The following is a 19,126-nucleotide window of genomic DNA, read 5'->3' on the forward strand; positions in this document are numbered from 1 at the left end:
GCCGACATGACTGCCCTCAAGAACGACCGTTTCCTTCGTGCCCTGCTCAAGCAACCCGTGGACGTCACCCCCGTGTGGATGATGCGTCAAGCCGGTCGCTACCTGCCGGAATACCGCGCCAGTCGCGCCCACGCCGGCGACTTCATGAGCCTGTGCATGAACCCGGAGTTCGCCTGCGAAGTCACGATGCAGCCACTGGACCGCTACCCTCAACTGGACGCGGCCATCCTCTTCTCCGACATCCTCACCATCCCTGACGCCATGGGGCAAGGCCTGTACTTCGAGACCGGCGAAGGCCCGCGTTTCAAGAAAGTCGTCAGCACCCTGGCCGATATCGAAGCCCTGCCGATCCCCGATCCACACAAAGACCTCGGCTACGTGATGGACGCCGTGAGCACCATCCGCCGCGAGCTGAACGGCCGCGTGCCGCTGATCGGCTTCTCCGGCAGCCCATGGACCCTGGCCACCTACATGGTCGAAGGCGGCTCGTCGAAAGACTTCCGCAAGACCAAGGCCATGCTCTACGACAACCCGCAGGCCATGCACCTGTTGCTGGACAAGCTGGCCCAGTCGGTCACGTCCTACCTCAACGGGCAGATCATGGCCGGTGCGCAAGCCGTACAGATCTTCGATACCTGGGGCGGCAACCTGTCGGCGGCGGCGTACCAGGAGTTCTCCCTGGCCTACATGCGCAAAATCGTCAGCGGCCTGATCCGTGAACACGAAGGCCGTAAAGTGCCGGTCATCATGTTCACCAAGGGCGGTGGCCTGTGGCTGGAAAGCATCGCCGATGCTGGCGCAGATGCATTGGGCCTGGACTGGACCTGTGACATTGGCGACGCCCGTCGTCGTGTCGGTGACAAGGTCGCGCTGCAAGGCAACATGGATCCGACCGTGTTGTACGCAAAGCCGGAAGCGATCCGCACCGAAGTCGGTCGCATCCTGGCCAGCTACGGCAAAGGCAGCGGCCACGTGTTCAACCTCGGCCATGGCATCACTCCGGAAGTGAACCCGGAGCATGCCGGCGCGTTCCTGCGTGCGGTGCATGAGTTGTCGGCGCAGTATCACGAGTAATTGCAGCCCAATAAAAAACGCCCGGCTTATGCCGGGCGTTTTTGTTTGAGGTCAACGGATGAAGCGCAAGCCTGTTGCGAAAAAACCGCTGTGAAGCGGTTTTTCCAGCAGTACTTCAAGCTGCTGTTCGCCCCAACGGTGGCAACTTCGCCAGCTTCAACGCCACCAGCAACGCACCTATCAACAGCGCCACGATAAAAGCGCCGATGCCATTCCATCCACCGAAGTGCCAGAAGAACCCGCCCGCGGTGCCGGCGATGCTCGATCCCACGTAATAGCAAAACAGATACAGCGACGACGCCTGCCCCTTGGCTTTCACTGCGCGGCGCCCGATCCAGCTGCTGGCCACCGAGTGGGCGCCAAAGAAGCCGAAGGTGAAGATCAGCATGCCCGGCACCACCAGCCACAGCGGGGTGAACAGAGTCAGGGCCATGCCGGCGAGCATCAGCACAATGGTGGCCCACAGCACGCGGCGGCGGCCGAGGCGGTCGGCCAGGGAGCCGACTTTCGCCGAGCTGTAGATGCCCGAGAGGTACACCAGTGACAGCAGGCCCACCACGGCCTGGCTCAGATCGTACGGGTCCGCCAGCAGGCGATAGCCGATGTAGTTGAACATCGTCACGAACGCGCCCATTAGCAGGAAGGCTTCAAGGAACAGCCACGGCAGGCCGGCGTCCTTGAAGTGCATGACGAAGCCATCTACCAGGCTGCGCGGCTTGAGGCTGCTGGCGCGGAAGTTGCGCGATTCGGGGAGGATCTTCCAGAACACCGTGGCGGCAATCAGCGCCAGGGCGCCGATGATCAGCATTGCGGTGTGCCAGCTGACGAAGTCGATCAGTACGCCGATGATCAGGCGCCCGCTCATGCCCCCGATGGCGTTGCCGCCGATGTACAGGCCCATGGCCAGGCCGATGTGCTGGGGGTGGATCTCTTCGCTCAGGTAAGTCATCGCCACGGCAGCCAGGCCGCTCAAGGACAGGCCCACCAGCGCACGCATCAGCAGGATCCCTTCCCAGGACGGCATCAAGCCACTGGCAATGGTCGCCAGCGCGGCGCAGAACAACGCGGCGACCATCACCGGCTTGCGCCCCAGGGTGTCGGAAATCGGCCCGGTAATCAGTAGACCCAGCGCCAGCATCGCCGTGGACACCGACAGGATCAGACTGCTCTGCGCCGCATTGATCGAGAACTCGTGGGACAGTGCCGGCATCATCGGTTGCACGCAATACAGCAGGGCGAACGTGGCGAAACCGCCTGAGAACAATGCCAGCACCGTGCGCATGAACATCGGCGTGCCTTTTTCGATATACGCGTCGTTGAGCTGCGCCACTACCTCATCCAGTGCGGTGGGTGGGACTTCTTGAGCGTATGGAGCGACAGCAGATTTCACGGGGACCTCGGGGAGGAAGGGCGTGCCAGGACCGGCAATGTGAAAAAGAATATAGCTGGCTAATGATTCTTTCCAATATATTGTTCGACCTGTTTGATAGCTTTTACGACCTAATGAGGCTGGTATGGAATTGCGTCACCTGCGGTACTTCATCGCCGTCGCCGAAGAGCTGCACTTCGGCCGCGCCGCGCAGGTGCTGGGCATCTCGCAACCGCCGCTGAGCCAGCAGATCCAGGCGCTGGAGCAGGAGGTGGGCGCTCGGTTATTCGAGCGTACCAATCGTCGGGTCGAGCTGAGCGAGGCCGGGCGCCTGTTCCTGCACGAGGCGCGGCTGGTACTGGCCCAGGTCGACAAGGCGGCGGATGTGGCCCGCCGTGCACAGTTGGGTGAACTGGGCGAGTTGAAGATCGGCTTCACCTCGTCGGCGCCGTTCAACTCCAGCATCCCGCAGGCGATCTTTGCGTTTCGCCAGGCCTTCCCGGCCGTGCACCTGAACCTGCAGGAAATGAGCAGCACCGAAGTGGCCGAATCGCTGGTGGATGAGTCGATTCAGGTTGGGCTGATGCGGCCGCTGCCGTTGCCGGACTCATTGACCGTCATCGAGCTGATGCGTGAACCGCTGGTCGCTGTCCTGAATGCCGGCCACCCATTGGTGCAAGGCACTGAGCGCGGGCTGCCCCTGGCGCAGCTGGCGCAAGAGCCATTCGTATTTTTCCCGCGCACTTACGGCAGTGGTCTTTATGCGCAGTTGCTCAGTCTGTGTCGTGACGCCGGCTTCAGCCCGCACTTCGCCCAGGAAGCGGGGGAGGCGATGACCATTATCGGTTTGGTGGCGGCGGGCTTGGGCGTGTCGGTGTTGCCGGCGTCCTATCAACGGATACGGATCGATGGTGTGGTCTATCGCACGTTGCTGGATCAGGAGGCGGTGACGGCGGTATGGCTGGTGCAGCGCAAAGGCGCACAAACGCCGATGGCGAAGGCGTTTGTGGAGTTGTTGGTGGCGAGCGGGCTTGCCCCGCGTTGGGCTGCGCAGCAGCCCCAAATCTGACGCTGTGATCTGCCTGAAAAAACGCGGTGATCTTAATGGGGCTGCTACGCAGCCCAACGCGGGCGGTGCGACGATTCGACAAGCCCGCTCGCCACAGAGGTTATGCCTGGCTTTGGTTTTACTTTGAGGTGCCCGTCTGCTCGAACAACTGCGCCGCCGACCCTGCCTCACCACTCACGCCATTGCTGCGCAATCCCGCCATGATGTCGCTGTCCAGATTGTTCACCCAACGGTTGTAGTTGCGATGGATCTTGCCGTCCTTGTAGCCCAACTGGCGGCTGTCGCGGTAGGTGATGGCGTAGCTGTTGCGGGTGTAGCGGATGTCGATGGCCGCGTAGTACTGGTTGCGCACGGTGATCTCGGCCTGAACCAGCTGCGGACTCAGGCGTTGCACCGTCCACTCGCGTTTTTGCAGGGCGTTGACGATCACCGTTTTCATTTTCTCTTCACTGACCTGGGCATCGGCCGGCAGGTCGTGCTGGGTGTTGAGGATCGGTTTGCTGGTACAGCCGGCGGTGGTCAGCAGGGCCAGGGTGATCAGCGTAGCGCGTAGTAAGGAAGACATTCCGTATTCTCCAATCATTAAAAATTCAGGACCAGCGGCGGAAGATCAGCGACGTATTGACGCCGCCAAAGGCAAAGTTGTTGTTCATCACGTAGTCGTGGTGCATCTCGCGAAATTCACCCTGCAGGTAATCCAGCGCGCCGCATTGCGGGTCGACGGAATCCAGGTTGAAGGTGTGCACGTACTGGTCGCGGTTCATCATCTCGATGCTGAACCATGACTCCAGCGCCCCGCAGGCGCCCAAGGTGTGGCCGAGGAAGCTTTTCTGCGAGCTGATGGGCATACGGCTGCCGAACAGGCTGCTGGTGGCCTGGGTTTCGGCGATGTCGCCCTGGTCGGTGGCGGTGCCGTGGCCGTTGACGTAGCCGATGGCGACAGGCTCCAGGCCCGCATCTTCCAGGGCCAGTTCCATGGCGCGGCGCATGGTTTTCTGTTCCGGGCGGGTGGTGTGCTGGCCGTCGGCATTGCTGCCAAAGCCGACGATCTCGGCATGGATATGCGCACCCCGCGCCAGTGCGTGGTCCAGCTCTTCGAGCACCAGCATGCCGCCGCCTTCGCCGATCACCAGGCCATCGCGGCCGCTGTCGTAGGGGCGCGGGCTGGTCTGCGGCGCATCGTTCTTCAGGCTGGTGGCGTAGAGCGCATCAAACACCATGGCTTCGGTGGGGCACAGCTCCTCGGCGCCGCCGGCGAGCATCAACGGCAGGCGACCGAACTTGATCGCCTCATAGGCGTAGCCGATGCCCTGGCTGCCACTGGTGCACGCGCTGGACGTGGGGATCAGCCGCCCAGTGAGGCCAAAGAAAATGCTGATATTCGCCGCCGTGGTGTGCGGCATCATGCGCACGTAGGAATTGGCATTGAGCCCCTCGGCCACCGAGTTCAGCAGCATATTGCCGAACGCCTTGATCTCGTCGGTGCTGCCGGTGGATGAGCCGCAAGCGACGCCCATGCGCCCGTCCTTGATCGACTCGTCACCGAGTAAACCCGCGTCCTGCAACGCCTGCTCCGCGGCCCACACCGCCAGGCGCGAGACGCGGCCCATGCTGCGCAGCTGCTTGCGCGTCCAGTGGGCGGGCACGACGAAATCATCGATCGGCCCGGCCAGGCGCGTGTTCAATTCGGTAAAGCGATCCCACTCGTCCATGCGCCGGATGCCGCTGCGGTTGGCGCGAAAGTTGGCGGCGATGGTGTCCCAGTCGCTGCCCAGGGAGGTCACGCCGGCCATGCCGGTGACGACGACGCGCTTCATCAGCACAGGCCTCCATTCACGGCCAGGACCTGGCGCGTGATATAGCCGGCTTCGGCCGACATCAGGAAATTCACCGCACTGGCGACTTCTTCCGGGGTGCCCATGCGTTGCGCCGGGATCATCTTCATCAGTTCTTCCACCGGTACGTTTTCATCCAGCATGGCGGTGTCGATCAAGCCGGGCGCAACGCAGTTGACGGTGATCTTGCGCTTGCCCAGCTCGATGGCCAACGCTTTGGCCGCACCGATCAGGCCGGCCTTGGAGGCGCTGTAGTTGACTTGGCCACGGTTGCCGATCAGTCCCGAGACCGAAGTGATGCAGACGATACGCCCGGCCGCGCGACGCCGAATCATCGGCATCATCACCGGGTGCAGCACGTTGTAGAAACCATCGAGGTTGGTGCGCATCACCACGTCCCAATCGTCTTCCGACAAGGCCGGGAAGGCGCCGTCGCGGGTCAGGCCGGCGTTGAGCACCACGCCGTAATAAGCGCCGTGTTGCTCCACGTCGGCTTCAAGGATTTCCTTGCACGCGGCGCGGTCGGCCACATCGAATTGCAGCACCCGCGCCTGGCGGCCCAAGGCTTGAATCTCGAGCTGTACCGCGCAGGCTTCGGCCCGCCCGCTGCGGCAATGCAGCACGATGTCATGCCCGGCCTGGGCCAGGCGCAGGGCAATGGCGCGGCCGATGCCACGGCTGGAGCCGGTGACCAGTACGGATTCAGTCATGGCGTTTCGTCCTTCGAGTCATCTAAATAGTTGGCCGCCTGGGGCGGTCGAAATACGTTCAGGCGCGCGCTGGCCTGGATACCGTCACCGCTCAAGTGGCATTCGAACACACCCATGCCGTTGTCGTCTTCCAGGGAGCGCAGGCCGTGGATGTTCAACTCGGCGCCGGCCGGGAAGTGTTCCACGTTGCACTCGAACTTGCGTGTGCCGAGCAGGAAGCCCAGTTCCACCTCTTCACCCTTTTGACGGGCGCGACAGCCGGCGTAGGCGGCGACGCTTTGTGCCATCAGCTCGATACCGACCCAGGCCGGCAGGCTGCCGTCAGGGCGATTGAACAGGCCGACCGGCTTGACGGTGAGGCGGGTGTGGATCTGCTCTTCATCGAACGACAGCACCTGGTCGATCAGGATCATGTCGCCCGCGTGGGGCAACAGTTCGGCGAGTGGCCAATCGGTCATGGGGCGGCTCCGATTATCAGGCTGACGTTGTTACCGCCGAAGGCAAACGAGTTGCTCATCAGGCAGGGTTTATCCAAGGTTTCGCCGTTGAGAGCCCATTGCAAGGCGGGCAGCGTGGGGTCGGCCTGGCCGTCCCACACATGGGGCGGCACCCGGCCGTGGGCCAGGCTCAGCCAACAGAACGCGGCTTCCAGCGCACCGGCCGCGCCCAGGGTGTGGCCGCTCATGGGTTTGGTCGACGAGCAGGCCACGCCTTTGGGGAACAGGCTGGCGACGGCCAGGCTTTCCATGGCGTCGTTGTGTTGGGTGGCGGTGCCGTGCAGGTTCAGGTAGCCGATCTGCTCGGGTGCAAGCTTCGCGCTGGCCAGCGCCTTGCGCATCGCTTGCAACGCGCCTTTGCCGGTGGGTTCCGGCGCGGAGATATGGTGCGCATCGCTACTTGCACCGCAGCCCAGCAGGGCAATGGGCCCAGGGGCTTTGCTCATCACAAACAGCACCGCCGCTTCACCGATATTGATGCCGTTGCGGTTCACCGAAAATGGATTGCAGCGCTCGTTGGACACTGCTTCCAACGCGCTGAAGCCGTTGAGGGTCAGCTTGCACAGGCTGTCCACGCCGCCGCAGATCACCGCATCGCATACCCCCAGGTCGAGCAGGCGCTGGGCGCTCATCAGCGCGCGGGCGCTGGACGTACAGGCGGTGGAGATCACATAGGCCGGGCCGCTCAGTTGCAGCCAGTCGGCGAGGAAATTCGCCGGCGCGCTGAGTTCCTGTTGCTGGTAGTCATAGTCGCCGGGGAAGTGCTTGTCGCGTAAATACTGGGCGATGCCGCGGCTGGCTTCATCGATGCCCGAGGTGCTGGTGCCCAGCACAATGCCGACCCGTGAGGCGCCGTAGGTGTGGATGGCTTGGCGAATCTCGCTTTCGATCTGCAACGCCGCTTCCAGCAGCAACTGATTGTTGCGGCTGCTCTGCTGGCCGAGCTCCACCGGGATAATCGCCAGCTCGCCGTGCACACCCGCCACCGGCAATACGCGCTCCGGCACCCAGCCACTTTCAGCGCGCATGCCTGAGCAATCACCGGCAAACAGGCTGCGGCTGACTTCAGCCGGGTTCCGACCGAGGGCGCAGATCACGCCGAGGGCGTTGAGGTAGGCGGTCATCGGGCGGCACCGAGTGGCGTAATACGGTAGCTCAGGGGCTGGCCTGCCATGTTCACGCTGAACACCTCTGAGGATTGATAGACGATTTGCCAATGGCCCGGCAGGGTGCGCGTGAGGCCCATCGCCCGGGCGCCGGGATAGAGTGCGCGGACCTCATCCGCCGAGCTCAAGGCAAACAACAGGGCGGCAAACAGCTCACGCGCCTGAGGATTGGGCGGCAGCAGACCATCGGCCTGCCACTGGCCATCGATCAGTTTTTGCCGAGCCTGGGGGATGCCCAGCGGGTCCATCATCGACCAGCGAATGCCAGCGCCTTCGCGTTGGATCACCAGCAGCCAGTCCTGGCTCTGGCCGCCTTCCAGGCGCTGCACATGCAATTGCAGCGGCAGGGTCAGGGCCGGGGTTTTTTCAGGCAGCGGCGGCTGGCTGGCGCAGGCACTCAGCAGCAACAGGCAACCCATCAACAGCAGGCGGATCATGGTGTGGTGCTCGCCAGGGGTTTGCGCGCCACGCAGTTGACCAGGGTTTCTTCGCGTTGGCCCACCGGCGGCGCCTTGCGCAACCCCCAGCGTTCCAACAGGCCGAAGTCGCTGGAGCGGCTCCACCACAGGTACGGGTACGAGATGTTCTGCGGGCCGAAGGTGAAGCCTTGCTCGCGGAGCATCTCCAGGTATTCTTCGGCGCTTTTTTGCACATGCATCGGGTGGCGGAACAGCCAGCGGATCACCCAGGTGTCGATATAGGCTTCGGTGGATTCGGCAAACAACAGGTAACCGCCAGGCTTGAGCACCCGATAGAACTCGCTCAACGCACGTTGCTGTTCGACCAGATGATGGAAGGTCTGGTGACAGAACAGGATGTCGACACTGGCATCCGGCACGTCGAGGGTGGCGCAGTCACTGCCGATCAGCTCGACGTCCAGGCCTTGGCGAGCGGCTTCCTGGCGGCTCAGTTCCAGGCTGTGCGGGTCGGCATCCAGGCCGATCAGGCGGGAAGGCGCAAACACCTGCTGCAGCAACTTGAAGGATTTGCCCTGGCCGCAACCGGCGTCCAGCAACACCGGGGCCTCGGGCAGGGGTTCGCTGAAGCGGCTGCGCAAGTCATTGATCGCCACGCGCAACACATGGTGCTGCCACGTGTGGCTGCGTAGGAACCAGAAGCCGAACTTGGTTTCCTCAACATAGTTCTTGCTTAAGTACCGACTGCTCACGCGGGATCCCCTGCACAAATTTCCGACAACATCCGCAACCGCCGCTTGGGCTCACTGACGAACGGGTTGCGCTCGTCCCACGCATAGCCAGCGAGGATCGAGCTGATCATCCGGCGAATTTCCGGTGAGCTGCCGGCGTGGAAAATCACATCCTGGAACGTACCGGCGTACCAGCCTTCAACGTAGCAGCGGAAGGTGTCGACACCGCGCTTGAGCGGCTCGGCAAACTCGGTTTGCCAGTCTACGGTCTCGCCTTTGAGCTGACGATGCAGTACGCCAGCGGCCATGCTCGCCGAACGCATGGCGATGGTCACGCCGGAGGAGAACACCGGGTCGAGGAATTCCGCCGCATTGCCCAGCAGCGCAAAGCCCGGGCCGTGCAGGGTTTTGACGTTGGCCGAGTAGCCGCCGATGGTGCGCGCTGGCGTGTCCCATACGGCGTTATGCAGCACGCCGGACAAGCTCGGGGTTTCGTCGATAAAGCCGCGCAGGCAGGCGTCGAGGTCAGCGTCGCGACCGTCGAAATGCTCCTTGGCCGCAACCACGCCCACCGAGCAGCGACCGTTGCTGAACGGGATGGTCCAGAACCAGATGTCGCGCTTCGTAGGGTGTGTGGTTATCAGGATCTTGGTGCGGTCGAAGCCTGGGTGTTCGATGCGGTCTTCAACGTGGGTGAACACCGCCTGGCGCAGCGGGAAATTCGACGGTGCCTCCAGGTCGAGCAGGCGCGGCAGCACACGGCCGTAGCCGCTGGCATCGAGCACGAACTTGGCCTTGATGTGGTACTCGCTGCCGTTCTCGCGGCGCACATGCAGGTAGCGGCACTCACCGGAGAAATCCACGCCGACGATGGTTTCGCCGTAGCGGATGTCGACGCCTTGCTGGGCTGCCTGATCGGCCAGCAACTTGTCGAACTCGCCGCGCTGCACCTGGAAGGTGGTCGGCTTGCCGTTGCTGAAGGTGTCACCGAAATCAAATGCGCTGTAACGCTCGCCCCAGGCAAACGCGGCACCGGTTTTTACCTGGAAACCCGCGGCCTGCACGGCGTCGAGCATGCCGGCCTCCTCGATAAAATCGATGCAGTGCGACAGCAGGCTTTCACCGATCGAGAAGCGCGGAAAATGCTGGCGCTCGATGATCAATACATCATGCCCTTTGCGCTTCAACAGCGCGGCGGCAATCGCGCCGGATGGCCCGGCACCAATCACCACCACCTGGCGACGTTCCATTTCAACTATGGGCACGAGGGCTCCTTGCCGCTTTGGCGATAACTACATTCATGAGGCATGTTTCCGTTGGCCGGCCCAGGGCGCCAGCATAAAGCTGAATGCCAGGCCCAGGCTGACCGACAGGCCGAAATTACTCACTGCGGGGGTGCTGGACACCGCCAGCAGGCCGAATGACAACCAGGTTGTCAGTGCCGCCAGCAGTGTGCCTAAAAGGCTGACAGCAGGGCCGCCGATCTGTTCGCGCATCAAAATCGCATAGTCGACACTGATGGCCGTGACCAGCAGCAACCCGAACAGGCTGAACAGGGTCAACGGCTGGCCCAGCCAACCCAGGCTGGCCAGGCTGCACAGCGCCGCCAGCAACGGCAGGGCGACGATGCGCAAGGCACCGCCAACGCCGAACGGCAGGATCAGTAACAGCACGATCAGCACGCACGACATCAACTTCAATTCGGCGGCGCTGATCTGCGTGTCGGCGAATACACGGTTCAAATCACCGAGGCGATCCACCAACTGCACGCCGGGCAGATCCACGGCCTGCACCCGCAGCAGCGCCGGGTTGTTCAAGCCCTGCAGGCTGACCATGGCCGCCACACCGCCGTCCACCGGGCCGAGCCACAGCGTGCGCCAGGGTTCGGCCAACGGCCCCACCAGCGCAGCGTCGATGTCTTCGGTAGGTAGCGCTTGCAGTTGCGCGACTTCGGCTTGCAGGGCGCTGGCGGGCACGCCGAGGTCCAACAGTGGCTGCCAATGGTGTGGAAGTGCGCTCAGGGCATCGCGCAGCTGCTGTTGTTCGGCGGGCAGGCTGACCAGTTGGTTGAGCGCCAGGTAACCCTGGAGCTTGTCCATATTCACCAGTTGGTCCAGGCGTTGGCCCAGGGCGGCTTGCCGCTCCAGCAACTGCGGCTGGTTATCCGCACGTATCAGGAAAAACTGGCTGGTGGGCTGGAAACCGGTAATGCGTGCCACCGCCTGCGCCTCTTGCAACAACTGCGGCGGCGCGCCGATCCACTGGCGAATATCGTTTTTGCTGTTCAACTGCCACAGGCCACCGGCGCAGAACAACAGTACCCACGCCAGCAAAAATGGGCTCGGCACGCGCTTGAGCAAGGAAGCCCGCACCAGCCACAGGCACTCGGCGATGCGCAGCGGCCACTGCGCCGGGCGCAGTTCGACACCCTTGAGCAGTGCCGGCAGCAGGCACACCGCTGACAGGTAAGCGCCGATCAGGCCCGCGGCGGAGAACACCGCGATTTGCGTCAAGGCCGGAAACGGCGTCCAGGCCAACGCCAGGTAGCCAATGCAACTGGTGGCCAGGCTCAGGCTCAGCCCTGGCAGCGTCAGGCGCAATGCCGGCCAACTGCGCCAGGGGTTCATGCTCCAGCTTTTCGACAGGTAGTGCAGCGGGTAATCCACCGCGACGCCGATCAGGCTGGAGCCGAGCACCAGGGTCATCACATGCATATGGCCGAACAGCGCCACGCAAGCGACGGCACCAAACAGCATGCCCACCAGCACCGGCACAAACGCCAGCAGCACTCGCCAGCGGCGGAACGCCAGCAACAGCAACAGCAGGATGCCGACGGTGGCGCCACCGCCAACCCAGGTGATTTCCCGCGTGGCCTGTTGCTGCCCATTGGCGGCGTAGAGCAAACCGCTGGCGGCGAGCAATTGCGCGCCGTGTTCGCTGGCCTGCGTGCGGCTGGCCTGGAGCAAATCCGCTACTTGCAGCGGCAGTTTCATGTCGAAGGCATTGCCGGTGGTGCGTGCGCGCAGCAGCACCCAGCTCTTGCCGTCGGCATCGGCGATCAAGGCGCCGCTGCCGATGTCCAGTTGCACCGAGCCGTGTTGCGGCTGGCTGTTCTGGATGCGCCCGGTCAGGCCGAGCCAGTCGTCCTGGCTCGGCACCAGGCTGAAGCCGGTAAAGGGGTCGAACAGCGACTGCACCCGTTGCTGGATGAACGCGTCGGGGTGGTCGATCAGTTGTTCGCGGTCCTTGGCCGAGAGCATCGCCAGCCGCCCGCGTAGCAACTGCTCACGCAGCGCCGGCAGGTCGGCTTGCAGGTTCCATTGGACCTTCTCGAACAAGCCGCTCGCCTGCCAGCGTTCGCCCAATTGCTGCGCCACGGCCACCGCTTGCTGGCGATCGGCGTGCCCCACCAATACCAGTATTTCGCGGTTGAGCGGCTCCTGCATGCGCTGTTCGGCTTGCAACTCCAAGGCGTCCGGCGTGCTGCCCGGCACCAGCTCCATCAGGTTGGCCGACAGCGGTGCACCGTGGCGCCACTGCCAACCGGCCAGGGCCAGCACGGCCACCAGCAGGATCAGGAACAGGCGCGGCAATAGACGCTCACTGGGCAAAGTCGTGTTGCTCCGCGTCGCTCAATGGCTGGCCGGCGGTGCTGTCCTGCATGCGCAGTACGGTGCTGTCGCCTTGGGTTTCCAGCAGTTCGATGGTGTGTACCAGCTCACCGCCGTCGATATTGATCTGGGTGAATACCTGCTTGAGCAGCAGTGAACGCGGGATCAGCGTGAGCTTCCATTGCCGGGCTTCGCCTTGCAGTTGCAGCTCGAAGTCACGCTGCAAGCCGCTGCTGTCGCCCTGGAGCACGGCGAGGAACAGACGGTTCTGTTCGGCACCGGCGCTCTTGTTCGGCAGCAGTTGCCAGCCGTTGGCGTCACGGCGGGCGATGCCCTGGGCGCTGATGCGGTAGTCCTGTTGCAGCGGGGTTTTCAGCAGCCACAGGAGGCCGTGGTCCTTGGCCAGGACGAAGGTGCCCTTGCTGACCAACGGTTGCGGCAGCGCACGCAGGTGTTTTTCCTGGGTGAAGCTGCCGTGGATCACTGAGGGTTTGGCCAACTGGTCGCTGAGTTGTTGCAGGTCGAAGGCCTGGGCTTGAAGCGACAGCAGCAACGCGCCGAGGAAGGTGATCAGTTTCATGACAAGGCCCTGTCGACGGCGTCGGTGAATACTTTGGGGGACGCCAGCTGCATCTCGCGACTGGCGATTTCCACCGCTACCTGCACAGTGCTGGCGCGGGTCAGGCGCTCGCCGCTGGCCAGGTCGGTGATCAGGTAGTTGACCTTCAAACGGTTCTCCCACTCCACCAGGCTAGCGCGAACGTTGATCGTCTGGCCGAACACCGCACCGCGCACATAGCGCAGTTGCATGTCGATCACCGGCCAGGCGTAGCCGGCTTCGAGCATCGCCGTGTAGTTGTGGCCGATCTTGTCCAGCAGCGCGCAGCGTGCGACTTCCAGGTACTTCACGTAATGCCCGTGCCAGACGACGTTCATGGTGTCGACGTCAAAAAACGGCACGAGGATTTCGGTGTCGCTGTGCAATACGCCAGGGCTACGCATGCAGCCTCCAGTGTTGCTCGGCGATGCGTTGCAGGCACAGGCGCAATTCGCCTTCGAGGGCACGGTCTTCGATGACCGGCGGGAAGTCCTGGGCCAGTTCCGCATGCATGGCCGCCAGAGCCGGCGGCAACGGGCGGGCGTCGTCGGCCTGGGCGCGCAGCCACACGCCCTGGTTGGCGGCGAGCAGAGTGGCGGCGGCGACCTGTTCGGTCAGTTCCAGCACGCGGATCGCATCGCGGGCGGCGATGGTGCCCATGCTCACCTTGTCCTGGTTGTGGCACTCGGTGGAGCGCGAGAACACGCTGGCCGGCATGGTGTTTTTCAGCGCTTCGGCGGTCCAGGCGCTGGTGCCGATCTGCACGGCCTTGAAGCCATGGTTGATCATCGCGCGGTCAGCCGGCGCGCCGGACAGGTTGCTCGGCAGACCGTGGTTGTAGCGCACATCCACCAGCAGCGCGAGCTGGCGGTCGAGCAGGTCGGCGACGTTGGCCACCAGGGTCTTGAGGCTGTCCATGGCAAAGGCGATATGCCCACCGTAGAAGTGCCCGCCATGCAGCACGCGCTCTTCCTCAGCGTCGATGATCGGGTTGTCGTTGGCGCTGTTCAGCTCGATCTCGATAAACGAGCGCAGCCAGTTCAGGCTGTCCGCCAGCACGCCGAGGACGTGGGGCGCGCAGCGCAGCGAGTAGCGATCCTGCAGGCGATGCAGCGGCGCGGTCGGCGCGTCGATCGCCAGGTCCTTGCGCAGCCAGGCGGCGACTTGCATCTGCCCCGGATGTGGCTTGGCGGCGAACAGACGCTCGTCGAAGTGTTCCGGATTGCCTTGCAGCGCCACCACGTTCAGCGCGGTGATGCGTGTGGCCAGTTGCAGCAGGTAGTCGGCACGGGCAAAGGCCAGGCAAGCGATGCCGGTCATCACCGCGGTGCCGTTCATCAGCGCCAGGGCTTCCTTGGGACGCAGTACCAGCGGCTCCCAGCCGAGTTCGCGGTGCACGTCGGCGGCCAGGCGACGCTCTCCCCGGAACAGCACTTCGCGCTCGCCGGACAGGGTCGCGGCCACGTAGGACAACGGCGTCAGGTCACCGCTGGCGCCCACCGAGCCTTCTTCCGGGATCAGCGGCAGCACGTCGTGTTCGAGGAACCCATGCAGGCGCTCCAGCAGTTCCACGCGCACCCCGGAGACACCGTGGCACAACGACTGCAAGCGCGCCGCCAGCACCGCACGGGTGGCTTGGGCGTCGAGCAACTTGCCCAGGCCGCAACCGTGGAAGGTGTACAGGTGACGGGGCAGGGCCTCGACATGTTGCAACGGCACCGCGACCACGCAGGAGTCACCGTAGCCGGTGGTTACGCCGTAGATCACGCCTTCCTTGTCCAGCAGCGAGTCGAGGAACTGCGCGCCCTTGGCAATGCGTTGGCGATACGCGGCATCGCTTTGCAGCTGGGTAGGCACCTGACGGTTGGCCAGGGCCAGCACGTCTTCGATGCGCAGGGGGCGTTCGCCAAAGGTTACCGGCTCAAGATGCGTCGTCATCGGTCTTCCAGAAAGGGTAAAAGTTGAACCATTGTTGGGGCGCTTCCAGGCAGAACTGGCCCAGGCGTGCGGCGTAGCGCGCGGTCCACAGGGCGATGACCTGCTCGCGGGTGCTGCGTTTCCATTCGATCAGTTGCGCGAAGGGCTCGATGGTCAGGCGATAGCGGCCCTGGTGTTTCAGGCACATCAGCAGGTTGACCGGGCACTTCAGCAGGCCCGCCAGCAGCCACGGGCCTTGGGGGAAGGCCGCGTCATGGCCGAGGAAATCCACGCGCACCGTGCGCCCGCCATGCAAGGGCACGCGGTCGCCGGCAATCGCCAGCCACTCGCCGTCGTCCAGGCGCTGGCTGAGCAGCAGCATGGTGGCAGGGTCCAGCTCACTGACCTGGATCAGGCGCAAGTGGGTGGCACCGGCTTCGCCCAGCAGGCGGTTGAAACGTTCGGCGTGCTTGGTGTGCACCAGCACGTTCATGGTGACCTTTTCGCCGATTTCCGCCAGCGCGCGGCACACTTCGAGGTTGCCCAAATGTGCGCCGACCAGCATCTGGCCGCGCTCGCCGCGCAATTGCCCGCGCAGTTTCGCCGGGTCGTTGATCTCGATTTGTTCCAGGCGCAGCTTGCCGTTCCACACGTCGAGTTTGTCGAGCAGGGCGTCGGCGAAGGCCATGAACTGGGCGAAGACTTTGCGCTGGCTGGGGCGCAGTTCGTCGCGCCCGCTCCAGTCGGCCAGGCGCTGCTGGTATTGCCAGGCGCTCTGGCGCGCGGTGCGGCCGAACAGGAAGAAGTACAACACGATGCCGTACAGCACCGGGCTCAGCAGGCGGCGGCCGAGGACCTTGGCGGCGAGGGCGGTGAATTTCATCAGCCAGTAGCTGCCGCGCTCTTCGCGGTCGGCCCAGTGCTTGGTGCTGTCACTCATGCCTGCCACCGTCGCCACAGGATCAGCGGTGCACGCACCAGCATGCCGAAGAACAGCCGGGTGTGCATGGCGCTGATGCGTACGTTGTCGCGGAACAGGCGGAAGTGCGACAGGCCGTCGGCAGGGTAATGCACCTGGGTCGGCAGCCAGCGCATCGGCTGGTTACGCCAGGCCAGGCGCACCAGGATGTCGGAGTCGAAGTCCATGTGCGTGCCGATGTAGGCGGAGTCCATCAGGGCCAGCACCGGGGCCAGCGGATACACACGAAAGCCGCACATCGAGTCGCGGATCTGCAGCGACAGGGTGTTGATCCACACCCACACGTGGGTCAGGTAACGCGCGTACAAACGGCCTTTGGGCACGCTTTCGTCGTATTCGGGGTAGCCGCAGATGATTGCGTTGGGCTGCCTGCGGGACGCGTCGATAAACGTCTCGACTTCGCGCAGGTCGTGCTGGCCGTCGGCGTCGACCTGCAAGGCGTGGCTGAAGCCCAGGCGTGCCGCTTCGCGAAACCCGGCCATCACCGCGCCGCCTTTGCCTTGATTGTTCGGCAGGGTCAGCAGGGTGACGTTATCCAGGTCCGCCAATTGCGCCAGTACCGCTGCGCAGGCTGGACTGCTGCCGTCGTCGACCAACAGGCACGGCAGGCCGCTGCTCAACAGGCTGTGGACCACGGCGGGCACGGCGGCCTCGTGGTTGTAGACCGGGATCAGGGCGCAGGGGTTATGCATGGGCGGGTTCCAATTGGATCCGGCCACTGGAGCAGGCCGCGACGCCGTTGCGATAGGCGAAATACAACTTGCTGCGTTCCTGGTCGAAGCGCAGGTGCAGTTCGATGCGGTCGCCGGGGCGTACCAGTTGCTGGAACTTGAGCACTTCCATGCCGGCAAAGGTCGCGGGCAGGTCGAGCAGTTGCTGGCCCAGGTTGAATGCCCATTCCACTTGCACCACGCCGGGCAGCACAGGTGTGACCGGAAAGTGCCCGCTGAAGTAGGCCAGGTCCGGCGGGACTATGATCTGCACGGTCCATTCGCCATCGACTTCGACTTGCTCCAGCACTTCCGGTGCTTTTGGCCGGGGCGCCAGCAGCAACGCGGCCACATCGGCCTGGGGCAGTTTGCCCTGGGCATTCAGTGGCAGCTGGCGCAGCAGCCGCCAGCGGCGCGGCAGCGCCAGGGCTTCGCAATGCTGGCTTAAATGTTGGCGCAGGGTCTGGGTGACGGTGCGTCGGCCCTGGTTGCGCAGGGCGTGCAGGCCGTCGGCACTGAGCACCACCAGCGCGCCGAGTGAGGCGCGGTTTTCCTGCACCACGCCCAGGCGCGTTTCGGCGACCCACGGGTGGGCCATCAGCGCCTGTTCGAGCATGGGCAGGGAGATGCGTTTTTCTTCCAGCTTGACGATACGGTCCAGGCGCCCGAGCAGCTCGAAGCGACCATCGGCATGGATGCGCGCCGCGTCAGCGGTTTGCTCTATATGCCCGACGGGCAAGTAAGGCGAAGCGATGCGCAGTGCACCGTCGGCATCCTGGCTCAGGTGTATATCGGCGAACGGCTGCCAGGGTTGCGCGCCCTGGCGCCAGGCGATGCCACCGGTTTCCGAGCTGCCGAGAATCTCTGTCGGCCATTGCTGCAAGCGCTCGTAAAGACTGCTGGCCGCCTCGATGGGCAAGGCACCGCCCGACGAGAACACCCGCGATACCTGGCTAAGCGCTGGCCAATCGAGGTTGTCGCCCATGCGCTTGAGCAGCGCCGGGCTGGCGACCCAGGCGAATTGCGGGTGTTCGCGGCTGGCGCGTTGCATGTCTTCCGGAAAAGCCAACTGGCGGCGCACAAAGCTGCGCCCGGCGCACAGCGGCCACAGCACGCGGAACAGCAAACCGTAGATGTGCTGGGTGGCGACGCTGCCGATGATGCAGGCGTCTTTAAGGTCTGCACCCCACAACGCTTCCAGGGCCTTGACCTCATTGGCCAGTTGGCGCAGGGTCTTGTCGATACGCTTGGGTTCGCCGCTGGAACCGGAGGTGCACAGGCTCAGTTGGCAGGTGTCCAGGTCGAGGGCGGCCGGGCTCAACGGCGCTTGATACAACGCGTCCAGGTCTGGCGCTTCAGTCAGCCAGGCGTCGACAACCGCGTCCCAGCGTTGGCGGGTCTGGGGTTGCAGATCGCCGGGCAGCAGCACGCTGGCCCCGGCGCGCCAGGCGCCCAGCAGTGCAATTGCCAGCAGGCCTGCGTCTTCCAGGTGCAGGGCCAGGCGCTGGATGCCACGCGCTTGCAACCCGGCCGCCAGGCTCAGGGAGTGTTCCCACAGCTGGGCGTGATTCATCGCAGGTTCGGTGGTCACCAAACGCTGTTCCAGCGGCTCGAGCAACAGGTGCTCAAGATTCAACCCATTCATACGCGGCCTCGAACCCTTTGTCGTACCAGCCATTCCACGGCAAACAACAGCCCCATCAGCCCGTAGGCGATCAAGCCGTTGTACAACGTCCACCAGCTCAACGGCGCCCATAGGGTGAGGGCAGCGGCGAGCAGGCCATTACACAGAAAAAACACGCACCACACCACGGTGACCTGGCGCGTATACACAATCGCGTTTGGCGGCAGTACCGGGTCGGTCATGCGTGCCAGGCGCTCTACCATCGGCGGGCCGTATTTCAGGCTCAGGCCGAACAGCGCCAACATGAACGCACTGACCAGGCTCGGGTACCAGCGCAACAGGTGCGGGTTATCGAACCAGGCCAGGGCCAGGCAAAACACGATCACCGCCAACGCCATCCAGCGGCTGCCGGGGCGCGAAGCGCCAGTGACCGCGCGCAGCAGCCACAGGCTGCCCAGCAGCAACCCGAACTGCCACGGCGCAAAGTGCTCGGTGCCGTAATACACCGCAAAGGGGTACAGCAGCCCCGCCAACAACAGGCCAAGGCCGATCAGCCGGCTCATGCGGCGGGTTGGACCAGACGGTACACCGCCTCAACCACGTCGTTCACGGTGCGCACGGCCTTGAACTCTTCGGCAGCGATCTTCTTGCCGGTCTGGCGCTTGATATGGTCGATCAGGTCCACCGCATCGATGCTGTCGATTTCCAGGTCCTGGTACAGGTTGGCGTCGAGGGTGACGCGTTCCGGCGGCAGTTCAAACAGTTCCACCAAGGCATCGCGCAGGGTGTTGAAAATATCGTCACGAGTTTGCATGGTCCG

General features: G+C 63.9%; 20 protein-coding genes. 2 read left to right on the top strand and 18 right to left on the bottom strand.

Annotated elements, in window-relative coordinates:
- The first annotated feature begins 6 nt into the window (after positions 1–6).
- Positions 7–1,074: a uroporphyrinogen decarboxylase gene (gene hemE, locus M2397_RS29235; protein ID WP_131696858.1), complete on the top strand. Its 1,068-nt coding sequence runs from the start codon at positions 7–9 to the stop codon at positions 1,072–1,074.
- Between the two features lie 115 nt (positions 1,075–1,189).
- Here hemE and M2397_RS29240 read toward each other — a convergent pair whose 3' ends face one another.
- Positions 1,190–2,416, bottom strand: coding sequence for an MFS transporter (locus M2397_RS29240; RefSeq protein WP_205885663.1), 1,227 nt, complete (start codon positions 2,414–2,416; stop codon positions 1,190–1,192).
- Positions 2,417–2,588: 172 nt separating this feature from the next.
- Between M2397_RS29240 and M2397_RS29245 the strand changes: the two genes are divergently transcribed.
- Positions 2,589–3,512: a LysR family transcriptional regulator gene (locus M2397_RS29245; RefSeq protein WP_131696856.1), complete on the top strand. Its 924-nt coding sequence runs from the start codon at positions 2,589–2,591 to the stop codon at positions 3,510–3,512.
- Between the two features lie 118 nt (positions 3,513–3,630).
- Here the strand turns inward: M2397_RS29245 and M2397_RS29250 are convergent, their stop codons facing one another.
- From M2397_RS29250 to M2397_RS29330, 17 genes are read right to left on the bottom strand one after another with little or no spacing between them, the layout of a single operon-like run.
- Positions 3,631–4,077 (bottom strand): hypothetical protein, encoded by a 447-nt coding sequence (locus M2397_RS29250; RefSeq protein ID WP_131696855.1) that lies wholly within the window; start codon positions 4,075–4,077, stop codon positions 3,631–3,633.
- A gap of 25 nt (positions 4,078–4,102) precedes the next feature.
- Positions 4,103–5,329, bottom strand: coding sequence for a beta-ketoacyl-ACP synthase (locus M2397_RS29255; RefSeq protein WP_167655590.1), 1,227 nt, complete (start codon positions 5,327–5,329; stop codon positions 4,103–4,105).
- Positions 5,329–6,057 (bottom strand): 3-oxoacyl-ACP reductase FabG, encoded by a 729-nt coding sequence (fabG, locus tag M2397_RS29260; RefSeq protein ID WP_145335929.1) that lies wholly within the window; start codon positions 6,055–6,057, stop codon positions 5,329–5,331. Before fabG ends, M2397_RS29255 begins: the two co-directional genes overlap by 1 nt.
- Positions 6,054–6,515 carry a hotdog family protein gene (locus M2397_RS29265; RefSeq protein ID WP_131696852.1) on the bottom strand — a complete coding sequence of 154 codons (462 nt, stop codon included), beginning with the start codon at positions 6,513–6,515 and terminating at the stop codon, positions 6,054–6,056. Before M2397_RS29265 ends, fabG begins: the two co-directional genes overlap by 4 nt.
- Positions 6,512–7,678 (bottom strand): beta-ketoacyl-[acyl-carrier-protein] synthase family protein, encoded by a 1,167-nt coding sequence (locus M2397_RS29270; RefSeq protein WP_131696851.1) that lies wholly within the window; start codon positions 7,676–7,678, stop codon positions 6,512–6,514. The genes M2397_RS29265 and M2397_RS29270 overlap by 4 nt, the downstream gene beginning before the upstream one ends.
- A complete protein-coding gene (locus M2397_RS29275; protein ID WP_259244934.1) occupies positions 7,675–8,157 on the bottom strand; it encodes a hypothetical protein in 483 nt (160 codons plus the stop codon). Before M2397_RS29275 ends, M2397_RS29270 begins: the two co-directional genes overlap by 4 nt.
- A complete protein-coding gene (locus M2397_RS29280) occupies positions 8,154–8,888 on the bottom strand; it encodes a class I SAM-dependent methyltransferase (RefSeq protein ID WP_259244935.1) in 735 nt (244 codons plus the stop codon). Before M2397_RS29280 ends, M2397_RS29275 begins: the two co-directional genes overlap by 4 nt.
- Positions 8,885–10,132, bottom strand: a complete 1,248-nt coding sequence (locus tag M2397_RS29285) for an NAD(P)/FAD-dependent oxidoreductase (protein ID WP_256663414.1) — start codon at positions 10,130–10,132, stop codon at positions 8,885–8,887. The genes M2397_RS29280 and M2397_RS29285 overlap by 4 nt, the downstream gene beginning before the upstream one ends.
- A 33-nt stretch (positions 10,133–10,165) precedes the next feature.
- A complete protein-coding gene (locus M2397_RS29290; protein WP_184745458.1) occupies positions 10,166–12,478 on the bottom strand; it encodes an MMPL family transporter in 2,313 nt (770 codons plus the stop codon).
- Positions 12,468–13,058, bottom strand: a complete 591-nt coding sequence (locus tag M2397_RS29295) for an outer membrane lipoprotein carrier protein LolA (protein WP_145335936.1) — start codon at positions 13,056–13,058, stop codon at positions 12,468–12,470. Before M2397_RS29295 ends, M2397_RS29290 begins: the two co-directional genes overlap by 11 nt.
- On the bottom strand, positions 13,055–13,480 hold the full coding sequence (locus tag M2397_RS29300) for a thioesterase family protein (protein ID WP_131696846.1): 426 nt from the start codon (positions 13,478–13,480) through the stop codon (positions 13,055–13,057). The genes M2397_RS29295 and M2397_RS29300 overlap by 4 nt, the downstream gene beginning before the upstream one ends.
- Positions 13,473–15,014: a histidine ammonia-lyase gene (gene hutH, locus M2397_RS29305; RefSeq protein ID WP_131696845.1), complete on the bottom strand. Its 1,542-nt coding sequence runs from the start codon at positions 15,012–15,014 to the stop codon at positions 13,473–13,475. The genes M2397_RS29300 and hutH overlap by 8 nt, the downstream gene beginning before the upstream one ends.
- Positions 14,998–15,933, bottom strand: coding sequence for a glycosyl transferase (locus tag M2397_RS29310; RefSeq protein WP_131696844.1), 936 nt, complete (start codon positions 15,931–15,933; stop codon positions 14,998–15,000). The genes hutH and M2397_RS29310 overlap by 17 nt, the downstream gene beginning before the upstream one ends.
- Positions 15,930–16,664 (bottom strand): glycosyltransferase family 2 protein, encoded by a 735-nt coding sequence (locus M2397_RS29315; protein WP_131696843.1) that lies wholly within the window; start codon positions 16,662–16,664, stop codon positions 15,930–15,932. The genes M2397_RS29310 and M2397_RS29315 overlap by 4 nt, the downstream gene beginning before the upstream one ends.
- Complete coding sequence (locus tag M2397_RS29320; RefSeq protein ID WP_259244936.1) at positions 16,657–18,327, bottom strand: acyl-CoA synthetase family protein; 1,671 nt, start codon at positions 18,325–18,327, stop codon at positions 16,657–16,659. The genes M2397_RS29315 and M2397_RS29320 overlap by 8 nt, the downstream gene beginning before the upstream one ends.
- A complete protein-coding gene (locus tag M2397_RS29325; protein WP_259244938.1) occupies positions 18,324–18,869 on the bottom strand; it encodes a hypothetical protein in 546 nt (181 codons plus the stop codon). Before M2397_RS29325 ends, M2397_RS29320 begins: the two co-directional genes overlap by 4 nt.
- The gene (locus M2397_RS29330) at positions 18,866–19,120 is read right to left on the bottom strand and encodes an acyl carrier protein (protein ID WP_003187949.1); all 255 of its coding nucleotides are present in this window, start codon (positions 19,118–19,120) and stop codon (positions 18,866–18,868) included. Before M2397_RS29330 ends, M2397_RS29325 begins: the two co-directional genes overlap by 4 nt.
- Positions 19,121–19,126 lie beyond the last annotated feature (6 nt).

It is taken from the genome of Pseudomonas sp. BIGb0381 (assembly GCF_024809815.1).
GTDB lineage: Bacteria > Pseudomonadota > Gammaproteobacteria > Pseudomonadales > Pseudomonadaceae > Aquipseudomonas.

Coding starts and splice junctions, on each gene's coding strand:
- hemE (WP_131696858.1), top strand. CDS start 7: ATGACTGCCCTCAAGAACGACCGTTTCCTTCGTGCCCTGCTCAAGCAA.
- M2397_RS29245 (WP_131696856.1), top strand. CDS start 2,589: ATGGAATTGCGTCACCTGCGGTACTTCATCGCCGTCGCCGAAGAGCTG.
- M2397_RS29250 (WP_131696855.1), bottom strand. CDS start 4,077: ATGTCTTCCTTACTACGCGCTACGCTGATCACCCTGGCCCTGCTGACC.
- M2397_RS29255 (WP_167655590.1), bottom strand. CDS start 5,329: ATGAAGCGCGTCGTCGTCACCGGCATGGCCGGCGTGACCTCCCTGGGC.
- fabG (WP_145335929.1), bottom strand. CDS start 6,057: ATGACTGAATCCGTACTGGTCACCGGCTCCAGCCGTGGCATCGGCCGC.
- M2397_RS29265 (WP_131696852.1), bottom strand. CDS start 6,515: ATGACCGATTGGCCACTCGCCGAACTGTTGCCCCACGCGGGCGACATG.
- M2397_RS29270 (WP_131696851.1), bottom strand. CDS start 7,678: ATGACCGCCTACCTCAACGCCCTCGGCGTGATCTGCGCCCTCGGTCGG.
- M2397_RS29275 (WP_259244934.1), bottom strand. CDS start 8,157: ATGATCCGCCTGCTGTTGATGGGTTGCCTGTTGCTGCTGAGTGCCTGC.
- M2397_RS29295 (WP_145335936.1), bottom strand. CDS start 13,058: ATGAAACTGATCACCTTCCTCGGCGCGTTGCTGCTGTCGCTTCAAGCC.
- M2397_RS29300 (WP_131696846.1), bottom strand. CDS start 13,480: ATGCGTAGCCCTGGCGTATTGCACAGCGACACCGAAATCCTCGTGCCG.
- hutH (WP_131696845.1), bottom strand. CDS start 15,014: ATGACGACGCATCTTGAGCCGGTAACCTTTGGCGAACGCCCCCTGCGC.
- M2397_RS29310 (WP_131696844.1), bottom strand. CDS start 15,933: ATGAGTGACAGCACCAAGCACTGGGCCGACCGCGAAGAGCGCGGCAGC.
- M2397_RS29315 (WP_131696843.1), bottom strand. CDS start 16,664: ATGCATAACCCCTGCGCCCTGATCCCGGTCTACAACCACGAGGCCGCC.
- M2397_RS29320 (WP_259244936.1), bottom strand. CDS start 18,327: ATGAATGGGTTGAATCTTGAGCACCTGTTGCTCGAGCCGCTGGAACAG.
- M2397_RS29325 (WP_259244938.1), bottom strand. CDS start 18,869: ATGAGCCGGCTGATCGGCCTTGGCCTGTTGTTGGCGGGGCTGCTGTAC.
- M2397_RS29330 (WP_003187949.1), bottom strand. CDS start 19,120: ATGCAAACTCGTGACGATATTTTCAACACCCTGCGCGATGCCTTGGTG.